The following is a 13,599-nucleotide window of genomic DNA, read 5'->3' as shown; positions in this document are numbered from 1 at the left end:
GCCGTCCCTGACCTCCAGCGCCGAACGCGCGCCGTGAACTCCAAGAATACGCGAGTCCCACCACGCGTTCCGAAAGCCTGGCCTGCCGACGCCCGCCGCCGCTTCCCGCGAGGCGTTGGGGAACCTTTCGTCGAAGCGATCACCTAATGACTGTCGGGAGCCACGACTTCGATGCCGCTTCGCCGCCCCTCCATCCGTACGCACTGCACCTCGATCACCGGCGCTCGCCGCCAAGCTGCGCCGGGCGAGCAGGGTGAGGTCTGAGTCCCGCAGATGAGCGCCCGTGGACCCCGCCCGCCGTCCGCGAGACCGGCCGAAGATCCGTCCGACGGAGCACTCCTCGACCGGCTGCAGCGCGACGCCTTCGACTATTTCATGCTAACGATGAACCCGCAGAACGGCTTGATCGCGGACACCACGCGCCCCGACGCGCCATCGAGTATCGCCGCGGTCGGCTTTGCGCTGTCCGCCTATCCGGTCGGGGTCGAACGCGGGTGGATCGAGCGCGCCGAGGCGGTCCAACGCACCCTCCTCATCTTGCGCTTCTTCCTGCACAGCGATCAATCCGGCGCCCCTGACGCCACCGGCTATCGCGGTTTCTATTATCACTTCCTCGACATGCGGTCCGGCACGCGCGCCTGGCTTTCCGAGCTGTCGTTGATCGACACCGCGCTGCTGATTGCCGGAGCCCTGACCGCCGCGAACTACTTCACCGCACCGACGCCGGCCGAAGGCGAGGTGCGCGAGCTCGCCGAGACGCTCTACCGCAGGGTCGACTGGCGGTGGGCGCAGGCCGACGGCGCGACCCTGATGCAAGGCTGGAAGCCCGAAAGCGGCTTCCTGCACTATGGATGGGAAGGCTACAGCGAGGCGATCCTGCTCTATGTCTTGGGTCTCGGCTCCCCGACCCATCCGCTCACCAAGGCGAGCTTCGACGCCTGGACCGTGACCTATCAGTGGGAGAACCTGTACGGGCGCGACTTCCTGTACGCCGGCCCGTTGTTTATCCACCAGTTCTCGCACGCCTGGATCGATTTCCGTGGCATCCGCGACCGCTTCATGCGCGAGAAGGACTGCGATTATTTCGAGAATAGCCGCCGCGCCACCTATGTTCAGCGCGAGTATGCGGCCCGCAATCCGGGCAGTTTCGCCGGCTATACTTCGGACTGCTGGGGCCTCTCGGCCGGCGACGGACCGAGCGCCCCGCCGCGGATGATCGCCGGACGTCACCAGGCGTTCTACGGCTATGCCGCGCGCGGCGTTCCCTACGGACCCGACGACGGGACGATCGCCGGCTCGGCCACGCTCGCGTCCCTGGCGTTCGCGCCGGAAATCGTCCTGCCCGCCTTGCGTGCGATGGTCGCACGCGCCCCGCAGTGCGCCGGCGCGCTCGTGCGGGCCAGCGGCTTCAATGCGAGCCTCGGCGCAGACCGACCCGGCGACTGGGTCGCAGACGGCGCATTCGGCCTCGACCAGGGGATCATCGTCCTGATGATCGAGAACTACCGCTCGGGCCTGCCGTGGCGGCTTGGCCGCGGCAACCCACACTTCCGCCGGGGCCTGCGCCGCGCCGGGTTCCGCGGCGGTTGGCTATAGCCGCATGACCGCTGTCGTAACGCCGCTGGACCCGCATCCCGCCTTTTTCCACCCGCACGAAGGCGCTCACGATCGGGACCTCTGCCACAACGTGCGGCCCTCGGCCTGGCGCAATCCGCACCCGCGCGGCCCTTACCATCTGCTGGTCATCGGCGCCGGGATGGCCGGCCTGGTCGCGGCCCGCGCCGCCGCCGCGCTCGGCGCCAAAGTCGCGCTGGTCGAACGCGATCTGCTTGGGGGAAACTTCCTGAACTATGGCTGCCTGCCGTCGAAGCCGCTGATCCGCACGTCGCGGGTCTATGCCGAGATGCGCGAGGCCGAACGGTACGGAGCCCAGCGGCCAGACGACATCAAGGTCGATTTTCCGATGGCCATGGAGCGAATGCGGCGGCTTCGGGCGCGCCTGAGCCGGACCGAGTCCGCGGCGTCGCTTTCGGCGGATGGAATAGACCTGTTCTTTGGCGCCGCGCGGTTCGTCAGCGGGGATGCGGTCGACGTCGACGGCGTCCGACTGCGGTTCAACAGGGCGATGATCGCGACCGGATCGCGGTCTAGGCTGCCGACCATACCGGGGCTCGCCGACGCGGGCTATCTGACCAACGAGACGGTTTTCGATCTGACGGAGCCTCCGGCTAGCCTGCTGGTCATCGGCGGAGGACCGATCGGCTGTGAAATGGCCCAGGCCTTCAGCCGCTTCGGCGTCCGGACGACCATCGTGCACGCGGTACCCCTGTTCCTGCCGAAGGAGGAGCGCGACGCCGCTCAGATGGTGTCGGATTCGCTGGCCCGGGACGGGGTCGGAATCCACCTCAACACCCAGGCCGTCAATGTCCGCGTCGAAGCCGGCAAGATCTACGTGGACACCATCAGCGATGGCGTCACGGCGACCCTTGAGGTCGATCGAATTCTGACCGGCATCGGCCGTTCGCCCACCGTCGATGGCTTGAACCTGGAAGCCGCTGGCGTCGCCTACGACAGGGAAGCCGGCGTGCGGGTCGACGATTTCCTGCGCACCACCAACCGGCGCATCTATGCCGCAGGCGATGTCTGTCTCGAGCACAAGTTCACTAATACCGCCGCCGCATCGGCCCGGATCGTCGTGCGCAACGCGCTTCTCCTCGGCCGCAAGCGATTCAGCGCCCTGACCATCCCCTGGTGCACCTACACCGATCCCGAAATCGCCCACGTCGGTATCTATGTCAGGCAGGCGCGTGAGCGGGGCATTCCGGTGAAGACCTTCACCGTGCCGATGCATACCGTCGATCGGGCGATCGTCGATGGGGAAGAAGACGGCTTCGCGAAGATCCACGTGCGCGAAGGCACCGGCAAGATCCTCGGCGCGACGGTGGTCGCCCGCCATGCCGGCGAGATGATCAACGGCATTACCCTGGCGATGGTCGCCGGCGTCGATCTTGGCGCGATGGCGCGGGTGATCCACGCCTACCCGACGCAGGCCGATGCGATCAAGATGGCGGCGGACGCCTACGCGCGCTCACGCCGGTCGCCGTTCATCGGCGCGGTAATCCGCAGGTGGATCAACCGGTGATATCGCCGGCTGACTCCTGTCGCGCTGTGACCGGGCGTTTCGGTCGAATGCCGATCGCTGCGGAGACGGCCGTCCTGGGCCTCCTTGCCGAGCCGACGTCCGGCAGGTCCTGATTCCCCATCGGCCGGGCGCAGCTGTGGCGCGCCTTCGGAGTTCATCGGAATATATATCGTGTAGCGATAGAACTTATCGCGATCTGCGGCGTTCACAGATCAGTCCCCGATAGTCCCTTCTGCGTAGAGCCACGGATTTCCGCGCACCCCTGCCAGACCGGATGCAGAACGAAGGCCGCCATGAGGCGCGACGAGCTGATCCGAAGCGTGAAGACCGAAGACCGTCGGCGGGAACGCCGATTCGATGCGGACGCCCATGGCGTCCGGACGCCGGGTCGGTCCTCCGAGAGGCCTTTGCGATGAGCGCCGAGGCCGGCCGAAAGGGTGCGGAGCGGGAAGCCACCCTCGGCGCAACCCGGTCCGGCGCGACCGCCATCGACCAACTGGGCATCGACACCATTCGCACGCTGACAATCGACGCGGTGCAGAAGGCCCAGTCGGGCCATCCGGGTACGCCCATGGGCATGGCGCCGGTGGGCTACACGCTCTGGACCCGCCTGCTCGACTACGATCCGAAGGACCCGACCTGGCCCAATCGCGACCGGTTCGTGCTCTCGGCCGGTCACGCCTCCCTGCTGCTCTATGCTCTGTTGCACCTGGCGGGGGTCGAGGCTGTCGACGGTTACGGCCATCCGCGCGGCCGGCCGGCCGTTCGTCTTGAGGACATCGAGAATTTCCGCCAGCTCGACAGCGTCTGCCCCGGGCACCCCGAATACGGCGTCACCACTGGCGTGGAAACCACCACTGGCCCGCTGGGTCAGGGCGCCGCCGACAGCGTGGGGATGGCCATGGCCGAGCGCTGGTTGGACCGGCGCTTCAATCGCCCCGGCCTGACGCTGTTCGACTACCGGGTTTACGCGCTCTGCAGCGACGGCGACATGATGGAGGGCGTCAGCGGCGAGGCGGCCTCGCTGGCCGGCCACCTGAAGCTCTCCAACCTCTGCTGGATCTACGACGACAACACCGTGACCATCGAGGGCCACACGGATCTGGCGTTCAGCGAGGACGTGGTCCGCCGATTCCAGGGGTACGGCTGGGCGACTCTCGAGGTGGAGGACGCCAACGACTGCGACGCCTTCGCCCGCGCCGTTGAGATCTTCCGCACGACGTCCGACCGGCCGACCCTGATCCGGGTGAAGAGCGTCATCGGCTACGGGTCGCCGCACAAGCAAGGCACCTCCAAGATCCACAGCGACCCGCTGGGCGATGACGAGGTCAGGCTGACCAAGCGGGCTTACGGGTGGCCGGAAGATGCCCAATTCCGGGTTCCCGAGGGTGTGCGCGAACGCTTTGACACCACCCTCGGCGCGCGCGGTCGCAGGCTCCGCGCGGCGTGGGAGACCACCCTGCGCCGCTACGGCGAGACTGAGCCGGCCTTGGCTGAAGAGCTGCGGTTGATGCGTCTTGGCGCGCTTCCGCAGGGCTGGGACAAGGACATTCCAGCGTTCCCGGCCGACGCCAAGGGGATGGCCAGCCGCGAGGCCTCGGGCAAGGTGCTCAACGCCGTCGCCCAACGCGTGCCCTGGCTGATCGGCGGGTCGGCCGACCTGTCGCCGTCCACCAAGACCCGCCTCGAATTCGACGGGGCCGGAGATTTCCAACCCGAAAGCTACGGCGGCCGAAACCTGCATTTCGGGGTGCGCGAACACGCCATGGGCGCCGTCGCCAACGGCTTGGCGCTGTCCGGCCTGCGCCTCTACACGGGCACCTTCCTGATCTTCAGCGACTATATGCGCCCGCCCACACGGCTCGCCGCCCTGATGGCGCTGCCCGTGGTGTTCGTGTTCAGCCACGACTCCATCAGCCTGGGGCAGGACGGCCCCACGCACCAACCGGTCGAGCAGTTGGCCGCGCTGCGCGCCATACCGGACATGATCACCCTTCGCCCTTGCGACGCCAATGAGACCGCCGAGGCCTGGCGCACGATCCTGGCCCAAAACGGCAAGCCGGCCTGCCTGGTGCTGTCGCGCCAGGCCCTGCCGACCCTCGACCGGTCCCGGTACGCCCCGGCGAACGGGCTCGCCCGCGGCGCCTACGTCCTGGCCGACAACAGCGTCGATGGCGCGCCGCAGCTGATCCTGATGGCCACCGGCAGCGAGGTGTCGCTCTGCGTGGCCGCCTACGAGCAACTGATCGCCGACGGCGTGCGGGCCCGGGTGGTCTCCATGCCGTCCTGGGATTTGTTCGAGGCGCAGGGCGAGGCCTATCGCCACGCCGTGCTGCCGCCGCAGGTGACCGCGCGGGTGGCGGTCGAGGCGGCCGCGCCCCTGGGCTGGGATCGATATGTCGGCTCGACGGGTGAAGTGATCGCCATGCGCGGGTTCGGGTCTTCGGCGCCTGCCAAGGATCTGCAGCGCCGGTTCGGCTTCACGTCCGAACAGGTGCTTGCCGCCGCCAGGCGGCAGCTTGCAATCGAAAAGCCCGAGGCCGGAGAGCAACGTCCATGACCAATCCCCTGCTGCAGCTGGCCGACGCCGGTCAATCGGTCTGGCTCGACTATCTTCACCGCAAACTCATCGAGAGCGGCGAACTGAAGCGACTGATCGACGAGGACGGCCTGAAGGGCATGACCTCCAATCCCTCAATCTTCGAAAAGGCCATCGGCGACGGCGACGACTATGATGACCGATTGAAGGCTGTGCTGGCGACGCAGGATCTGGAGGCGATGGACCTCTACGAGGCCCTGGCGATCGCCGACATCCAGGCCGCCGCCGACCTGTTCCGTCCCGTCTACGATCGGCTGAACGGCGCGGACGGCTTTGTCAGCCTGGAGGTCTCGCCCTACCTGGCGATGGACACCGAGGCCACGATCATCGAGGCGCGCCGGCTCTGGCGCGCGGTGGACCGGCCCAATGTGATGATCAAGGTCCCGGGCACGAACGCCGGTGTCCCGGCCATTCGCCGGCTGGTCGGCGAAGGCATCAACATCAATGTGACCCTGCTGTTCGGCCTGGCCGCCTATCGGGCGGTAGCCGAGGCTCACATCGCGGGATTGGAGACGTTCAGGGCCGCCGGCGGCGACGTCTCCAAGGTCCATGGCGTAGCGAGCATCTTCGTCAGCCGCATCGACACCCAGATCGACAAGGCGATCGACCGCCGGCTCGCGACGGGGGCCGGGACGCACGCCGATGAGCTTAAGGCGCTTCGCGGCAAGGTCGCCATCGCCAACGCCAAGCTTGCCTATCTGGACTACCAGGACCGGGTCGCCAGCCGTCGATGGAAGAGGCTGGCGGCTGCGGGCGCGCGCCCGCAGCGGTTGCTGTGGGCCTCCACCGGGGCCAAGGACCCCACTTATTCCGACGTTCTCTACGTCGAAGGGCTGATCGGCCCGGACACCATCAACACCATGCCGGTCAAGACTCTGGAAGCGTTCCGCGACCATGGCCGGATCTCGCCGAGCTTGACGTCTTCCCTGTCCGCGGCGGGGCACGTGCTGGGCGGCGCCGATACCCTGGACCTCGACCTCAACGGCGTGTGCGATCGCCTGGTGGCAGACGGCGTGACCCAGTTCGCGCAGGCCTTCGACAAGCTGTTGGCCGCGGTCGCCGACAAGCGCGTCCGGATGCTTGGCGAACGGTTGAACCGGCAATCCATCACCTTGCCGGCGGACTTGCAGCCGGCCTTCGACGAAGCCCTGGAGCGCGCCCGCGCCGAGGGCTGGTCGCGGCGGATCTGGGCCGGCGACGCCGCTCTGTGGACCGGCAAGGACGAGGCCAGCTGGCTGGGCTGGCTGCAGGCGGGCCGCGGCCAGGCGATCGACCTCGCCGCCCTGACCGCATTCCAGACCGAGGTGAAGGCCGACGGCTTCGCCCACGCCGTCCTGCTGGGCATGGGTGGCTCGAGCCTCGCGCCGGAGGTGCTGGCGCAGACGTTCGGGGCGCGGCCGGGTATGCCCGAACTCCTCGTCCTGGACTCCACCGACCCGGCCCAGATTCGCCGGATCGAAGCACAGATCGACCCTGCCGCGACGCTGTTCATCGTCTCCAGCAAGTCGGGCTCCACCTTGGAGCCCGACATCCTGCATCGGTACTTCTTCGACCTGACCGCGCGAAAACTGGGCGCCGCCGACGCGGCACGTCACTTCATCGCGGTCACCGATCCCGGCTCGAAACTGGAAGAGACCGCGCAACGGGAGTGCTTTCGCCGGGTGTTCCACGGCGAGCCTCAGATCGGCGGCCGCTATTCGGCGCTCTCCAACTTCGGCATGGTTCCAGCTGCGGTCATCGGGATCGATGTGGCGGCGTTCATCGGCGCGAGCGAGCTGATGGCGCGCAGCTGCGGACCCAGCGTCCCGCCTGCCGCCAATCCGGGGATCCTGCTGGGCCTGGTCCTGGGGGCCGCGGCGAAGGCCGGGCGCGACAAGCTGTCCATCGTGGCTTCCAAAGGCATAGCCGACCTCGGCGCCTGGCTCGAACAGCTAATCGCCGAGTCGACGGGCAAGCGCGGCAAGGGCCTGATCCCGGTGGACGCCGAACCGCTTGGCGCACCGGGCGCCTACGGCGGCGATCGCCTGTTCGTCTACCTGCACCTTCAAGAAGACGCTGCATCGGACATCGACGCGAGCGTCCGCGAATTCGAAGACTTCGGCCATCCGGTGATCCGCATCACCCTGTCCAACCGCGACACCCTGGGCCAGGAGTTCTTCCGTTGGGAGATCGCCACGGCGGTGGCCGGCGCCGTGATCGGGCTCAATCCGTTCGACCAGCCGGACGTGGAGGCCAGCAAGCTCAAGACCAAAGCCCTCACCGAGGGCTATGAGGCCACAGGCCACCTTCCGCCAGAAGAACCGATCCTGCGCAGCGACGGCCTCGCCCTCTACGCCGACCCGCGCAACGCCGACGCCCTGCAACAGGCGGCCGGCGCCCGGTCGCTGGACGCCTTCCTCGGCGCCCACTTCGAACGCGCCCACAAGGGCGACTATATCGGCCTGCTGGCCTATCTGGATCGAAGCCCGGCGCACATCTCTGCGCTGCAGCAGGTCCGCAAGACGCTGCGCGATCGCAAGAAGGTCGCCACGGTGTTGGGATTTGGACCGCGGTTTCAGCATTCCACCGGCCAGGCCTACAAGGGCGGACCCAATTCCGGGGTCTTCCTGCAGATCACCGCCGAGCCGGCCGCCGACCTTTCCGTGCCGGGCCACAGCTACAGTTTCGGCGTGGTCGAGGCCGCCCAGGCTCGGGGCGATTTCGATGTCCTGGCCGAACGCGGCCGGCGCCTGTTGCGGCTCGACCTTGGCCGCGATGTGCAAGGCGGCCTCAAGCGCCTGGCCGAGGCGCTCGATCGGTCGTTGGCGTGAAAGGCGAGGATCAGCGCATGCAACTGGGCATCATCGGACTTGGCCGTATGGGCGCCAACATTGTCCGCCGTCTGATGCAGGATGGGCATCATTGCGTCGTCTATGATCGCGATCCCAAGGCCGTCGCCGAACTGGTCAAGGCCGGGGCGACCGGGGCGGCCGATCTTGCTGCGCTCGCGCGCCAACTCGCGGCGCCACGCGCGGTCTGGGTGATGCTTCCCGCGGGTCCGCCCACGGACGACACCGTCACCGCTCTGGGCGACGTGCTGCAGGCCGGCGATACGGTGATCGACGGCGGCAACACCTTCTACCGGGACGACATCCGCCGGGCCAAGGTCCTGAAGGCTCGGGACATCGCGTACGTCGACGTGGGCACCTCCGGCGGCGTCTGGGGGCTTGAGCGCGGCTACTGCATGATGATCGGCGGCGAGCACGCCGTCGTCGAGCGCCTCGACCCGCTCTTCAGGACACTGGCGCCCGGCGTCGGGACCATACCGCTGACGCACCGGCCGGAGGGCTCCGATCCGCGCGTCGTCCAGGGCTATATGCATGCCGGGCCAGTGGGCGCCGGCCACTTCGTGAAGATGGTCCACAACGGAATCGAGTACGGGCTGATGCAGGCCTTCGCCGAGGGCTTCGATATCCTTCAGAACAAGGCGTCTGATGCCTTGCCGCAGGACCAGCGCTTCGATCTCAACCTGCCGGACATCGCCGAGGTCTGGCGGCGCGGCAGTGTGATCTCGTCCTGGCTTCTCGACCTCACCGCCCAGGCCCTGGCCGGCGACTCCCGGCTGGAAAGCTATACCGGCGCGGTGGACGACAGCGGCGAGGGCCGCTGGACCCTCGACGCAGCCATCGAAGAGGCGGTTCCGGCCAATGTGCTGGCCGCCGCCCTTTTCGCCCGTTTCCGATCGCGTGAGGCCCACACCTTCGGCGAGAAGCTGCTGTCGGCCATGCGCTACGGCTTCGGCGGCCACGTGGAACAGGCGGGGGAGAAATGAGGGCGGCGGCGGACGCCTCCCCGGCGTCGCCGGCGCCGGACTGCGTGCTGGTCATCTTCGGCGCCGCGGGCGACCTGGCCAAACGGCTGCTCATTCCGGCGTTGCTAAACCTCGCCCAGGCTAGCCTGTTGGCCGATGGCTTCAAGGTGCTCGGCGTCGATCACAACGATGGCGACGACGCCAGCTTTCGCGAGGCCGCCGGCCAGTTCATCCAAACCGTCGCGGCCAGCAAGGATCGCCAGGTTGGGCGGCGCGAAGGCGATGCGGCCGCGTGGAAGGCGCTGAGTGCGCGATTTCACTATCAAGTCGCCGATTTCGAGGACGATCAGAGCTTTCAGCAGCTGGCGGTGGGGATTGCGGCCCTGGCTGGGACGGGCCCCCTGAACGTGCTGTTCTATCTGGCGGTCGCGCCCCGCTTCTTCGCCGGCATCGTCGAGCGCCTCTCGAAGGCGGGCCTTGTCCAAGACCAGGCGGGAGGTTTTCGGCGGGTCGTGATCGAAAAGCCGTTCGGTGAGGATCTCGCCTCGGCCAAAGCCCTGAACCGGCGGATTCTCAAGCATCTCGACGAACGACAGATTTTCCGGATCGACCATTTCCTCGGCAAGGAGACGGTCCGCAACATCATGGTCACCCGGTTCGCCAACGGCGTGTTCGAGCCGCTGTGGAACCGCCTCCATATCGACCACATCCAGATCACCGCCGCCGAGACCATCGGCGTGGAGCAGCGCGGCGCCTACTATGACAAGACCGGCGCCCTGCGCGACATGGTCCCCAATCACCTCTTCCAGCTCCTGGCCATGACCGCCATGGAGCCCCCCAATTCCTTCGCCGCCGCCGCCATCGCCGCGGAGCGAAGCCGCGTGGTCGACGCCGTGCGCCTGCAGCCCCCCGGGGAGGCGCTGGCCAATTCGGTGCGAGGCCAATACCGCGCAGGCAAGGTCGCCGACCATGGCGTGGTCGACTATCGGCGCGAGCCGGCCGTGGCCGCCCGCAGCCGCACCGAAACCTATGTCGCCCTGAAACTGACGATCGACAATTGGCGTTGGGCTGGAGTTCCTTTCTATCTGCGGACCGGTAAGGCGATGCGCGTGCGCGACACCGAGATCTCCATCCGGTTCAAGCAGGCGCCCGGCGCGTTGTTTCAGCACACGGCAGGGATAGGCGCCGAGGCCAACACGCTCGTCCTGCAAATCCAACCCAGGGAAGGCATTTCGCTGCAATTCGAAGCCAAGCGGCCAGGGCCGGACGTGGTCGCGGCGCCGGTGCAGATGGACTTTCACTTCGCCGACTATTTCGACGCCGCGCCGTCGACCGGCTACGAAACCCTGATCTACGACTGCATGATCGGCGACAAGACGCTGTTCAAGGGCGCCGAGGAGATCGAATTCGGCTGGCGCGCGGTGCAGCCCTTTCTCGACGCCTGGGGGGAGGCCGGCGAGGTTCACGGCTACGCTGCCGGGTCCGTCGGCCCGAGCGCCGCCGACGAGCTTCTGGCGCGTGATGGCCGGTCCTGGCGCTCGATCGGACCATGAGCACGTCGCGCCCCAAACGGCCGGCCCGGAGCCGCGATGTCGCGCTGGTGATCAGTGACGTGGATGGCACCTTGATCAGCCCCGACCGACGCCTGACGCCGCGCGCGACCGCCGCTGTCGCGCGTCTCGCCGACGTCGGCATCGGCTTCACCTTGATCTCAAGCCGCCCGCCGCAGGGCCTGTCCGCCCTGGTGGCGGCCCTCAACGTGCGCCTGCCATTCGCCGCGTTCAATGGGGGCAACTTGCTCGCGCCGGACATGAGCCTCCTGGAGGCTCGCCGCCTGTCGCCGGAGGCGGCCCGGCAGATGCTGGCTCTACTGGCGGCGCGGGGCGTCGATCCCTGGGTGTTCACGGACGAGGATTGGCGCCTGCGCGACGACTGCGGGCCGCACGTGGCGGCCGAACGCGGCGCCAGCGGGCTCGAGCCGCTGGCGGTCGATGATTTCGAGAGCGTCATCGCGCGCATCGACAAGATCGTGGGGGTCTCCGACGATCTTCCACGGCTGGCCAAGCTCGAGTCCGAAGCCCGCGCGCGGCTGGGCCAGACGGCCACGGTCCAGCGGTCGCATCCCTACTATCTCGACGTGACGCACGCCAACGCCAACAAGGGCGATGGGGTCGAGGCCCTCTGCCGGCGCATTGGCGTCGATCTGCGCCGCACCGCGGTGATCGGCGACATGTTCAACGACATGGCGATGTTCGCCCGGGCAGGGTTCGCGATCGCCATGGGTCAGGCGCCGGCCGAGGTGAAGGCGGCGGCCGACACCGTCACCGGCTCCAATGCCGAAGACGGTTTCGCGAGCGCGGTAGAACAGCTGATCCAGGCCCATGGCGCCGGGACGGAGGCCTGACGTGGCGCAGCCGATCCTCGTCGCGCCTTCGATCCTGGCCGCCGATTTCACCCGCCTCGGCGAAGAGGTCCGAGCGGTGGACGCCGCCGGCGCGGACTGGATCCACATCGATGTGATGGATGGACGGTTCGTGCCGAACATCACCTTTGGCCCCGACGTCGTGAAAGCGATCCGGCGGTGCACGCCCAAGCCCTTGAACGTGCATCTGATGATCGTCGAGCCCGAGCGCTACCTGCAGGCCTTCATCGACGCGGGCGCCGATCACCTCTTGGTCCAGGCCGAACCAGGCTCGACCCTCCACCTGCACCGCGTGCTGAGCCGGATCCGGGAGCTGGGCTGCAAGCCCGGCGCGGTGCTGGACCCCGCCACGCCACCGGACTTCGTCGAATACGTCCTGCATCTTTGCGACGTAGTCCTGGTGATGACCGTCAACCCCGGCTTCGGAGGCCAGGCCTTCCTGCCGGAGATGCTGCCGAAAATCCGCCAACTCCGCGCGCTGTGCGAGGCGCGCGGTCTCGACCCGGTGATCGCGGTCGATGGAGGTCAGAACGCCTCAACGGTGAGCCAGGTCGCGGCCGCCGGCGCGGACGCCATCGTGGCCGGCTCGTCCATCTTCGGCGCCGGGGACTATGCCTCGGCGATCGGCTCGATCCGACAGGCGGCCGCGACGACCACCGCGGGGCGCGCAACCGCACAGGTAAGAGGAGATCGACCATGACACCGCGGGTCCGGGAGATCCTGAGCTGGTATGGCGCGGAGAGCCCAGGAACGCTCACCAACCTCGCGCGGCTGTTGAACCACGGCCGGTTGGGCGGCACCGGGAAACTGGTGATCCTGCCGGTCGACCAAGGCTTCGAGCATGGGCCGGCGCGGTCGTTCGCGCTCAACCCGCCAGCCTACAATCCGCACTACCATTTCAACCTGGCGATCGAAGCCGGCTGCAACGCCTACGCGGCGCCACTGGGCTTCCTGGAGGCGGGCGCCCGCGATTTCGCCGGCGAGATACCGCTTATCCTTAAGGTGAACGACAGCGACGTCCTGCGTGACGAGGCCGATCCAAACCAGGCCCTGGTTGCGAGCGTGGACGACGCGCTGCGCCTGGGCTGCTGCGCGGTCGGCTTCACGATCTATCCTGGATCGGCTCACGAATTGGCGATGTACGAGCAGTTCCGCGCCTGCGCCGAGGAGGCGAAGCGCCAAGGCTTGGCGGTCGTCGTCTGGTCCTATCCTCGGGGCTCCAGCCTGAGCAAGGACGGCGAGTCCGCCATCGACGTGGTCGGGTACGCCGTCCAGATCGCCGCGCAACTCGGCGCGCACATCATCAAGGTGAAGCTGCCGACCGCCCATCTCGAGCAAGAGGCGGCGCGCAAGGTCTTCGAGGCGCAGAACATTCCCATCGCCACCGCGACCGAGCGCGTCCGCCATATCGTGGATTGCGCCTTCGCGGGCCGCCGTATCGTCATCTTCTCCGGCGGCGCCGCGATCTTCGACGACGAGAAGTTGCTCGACGAAATCCGTGCCATCCATGCCGGCGGCGGGTTTGGCTCGATCATCGGCCGCAACTCGTTCCAGCGCCCGAAAGCTGACGCGCTCCGAATGCTTGGCGACGTCATGGACATCTATGCGGCGCCGAAGCCTAGAGTTCGAAAGCCTTGAGCATGGAC

General features: G+C 67.7%; 9 protein-coding genes. All 9 read left to right on the top strand.

The window, feature by feature from the left end; all coding sequences use genetic code 11:
- The first annotated feature begins 273 nt into the window (after window positions 1–273).
- The 9 genes from ACESMY_RS14555 to ACESMY_RS14515 all read left to right on the top strand — a co-directional run bounded on the left by ACESMY_RS14555 (window position 274) and on the right by ACESMY_RS14515 (window position 13,591).
- Window positions 274–1,596, top strand: a complete 1,323-nt coding sequence (locus ACESMY_RS14555; RefSeq protein ID WP_372785326.1) for a glucoamylase family protein — start codon at window positions 274–276, stop codon at window positions 1,594–1,596.
- Window positions 1,529–3,142, top strand: a complete 1,614-nt coding sequence (locus ACESMY_RS14550; protein WP_372785325.1) for a mercuric reductase — start codon at window positions 1,529–1,531, stop codon at window positions 3,140–3,142. Before ACESMY_RS14555 ends, ACESMY_RS14550 begins: the two co-directional genes overlap by 68 nt.
- Window positions 3,143–3,554: 412 nt before the next feature.
- A complete protein-coding gene (tkt, locus tag ACESMY_RS14545) occupies window positions 3,555–5,702 on the top strand; it encodes a transketolase (protein ID WP_372785324.1) in 2,148 nt (715 codons plus the stop codon).
- Window positions 5,699–8,551, top strand: coding sequence for a bifunctional transaldolase/phosoglucose isomerase (locus ACESMY_RS14540; RefSeq protein WP_372785323.1), 2,853 nt, complete (start codon window positions 5,699–5,701; stop codon window positions 8,549–8,551). Before tkt ends, ACESMY_RS14540 begins: the two co-directional genes overlap by 4 nt.
- A 17-nt stretch (window positions 8,552–8,568) precedes the next feature.
- Window positions 8,569–9,552, top strand: a complete 984-nt coding sequence (gene gnd / locus ACESMY_RS14535; RefSeq protein WP_372785322.1) for a phosphogluconate dehydrogenase (NAD(+)-dependent, decarboxylating) — start codon at window positions 8,569–8,571, stop codon at window positions 9,550–9,552.
- A complete protein-coding gene (gene zwf / locus ACESMY_RS14530) occupies window positions 9,549–11,084 on the top strand; it encodes a glucose-6-phosphate dehydrogenase (RefSeq protein ID WP_372785321.1) in 1,536 nt (511 codons plus the stop codon). The genes gnd and zwf overlap by 4 nt, the downstream gene beginning before the upstream one ends.
- A complete protein-coding gene (locus tag ACESMY_RS14525; protein ID WP_372785320.1) occupies window positions 11,081–11,935 on the top strand; it encodes an HAD family hydrolase in 855 nt (284 codons plus the stop codon). The genes zwf and ACESMY_RS14525 overlap by 4 nt, the downstream gene beginning before the upstream one ends.
- Window positions 11,913–12,653, top strand: coding sequence for a ribulose-phosphate 3-epimerase (rpe, locus tag ACESMY_RS14520; protein WP_372785319.1), 741 nt, complete (start codon window positions 11,913–11,915; stop codon window positions 12,651–12,653). Before ACESMY_RS14525 ends, rpe begins: the two co-directional genes overlap by 23 nt.
- Window positions 12,650–13,591 carry a class I fructose-bisphosphate aldolase gene (locus ACESMY_RS14515; protein ID WP_372785318.1) on the top strand — a complete coding sequence of 314 codons (942 nt, stop codon included), beginning with the start codon at window positions 12,650–12,652 and terminating at the stop codon, window positions 13,589–13,591. The genes rpe and ACESMY_RS14515 overlap by 4 nt, the downstream gene beginning before the upstream one ends.
- Window positions 13,592–13,599 lie beyond the last annotated feature (8 nt).

Origin of the sequence: Phenylobacterium sp., from assembly GCF_041691455.1 — a bacterium.
Classification (GTDB): domain Bacteria; phylum Pseudomonadota; class Alphaproteobacteria; order Caulobacterales; family Caulobacteraceae; genus Phenylobacterium.
The sequence above is the reverse complement of the archived record's forward strand: the minus strand, read 5'-3'. Positions and strand labels throughout refer to the sequence as shown.

Bases quoted from the DNA above. Each gene is read 5' to 3' on its own strand.
- ACESMY_RS14525 (WP_372785320.1), top strand. From the start codon at position 11,081: ATGAGCACGTCGCGCCCCAAACGGCCGGCCCGGAGCCGCGATGTCGCG.
- gnd (WP_372785322.1), top strand. From the start codon at position 8,569: ATGCAACTGGGCATCATCGGACTTGGCCGTATGGGCGCCAACATTGTC.
- tkt (WP_372785324.1), top strand. From the start codon at position 3,555: ATGAGCGCCGAGGCCGGCCGAAAGGGTGCGGAGCGGGAAGCCACCCTC.
- rpe (WP_372785319.1), top strand. From the start codon at position 11,913: ATGGCGCCGGGACGGAGGCCTGACGTGGCGCAGCCGATCCTCGTCGCG.
- ACESMY_RS14540 (WP_372785323.1), top strand. From the start codon at position 5,699: ATGACCAATCCCCTGCTGCAGCTGGCCGACGCCGGTCAATCGGTCTGG.
- ACESMY_RS14515 (WP_372785318.1), top strand. From the start codon at position 12,650: ATGACACCGCGGGTCCGGGAGATCCTGAGCTGGTATGGCGCGGAGAGC.
- ACESMY_RS14555 (WP_372785326.1), top strand. From the start codon at position 274: ATGAGCGCCCGTGGACCCCGCCCGCCGTCCGCGAGACCGGCCGAAGAT.
- zwf (WP_372785321.1), top strand. From the start codon at position 9,549: ATGAGGGCGGCGGCGGACGCCTCCCCGGCGTCGCCGGCGCCGGACTGC.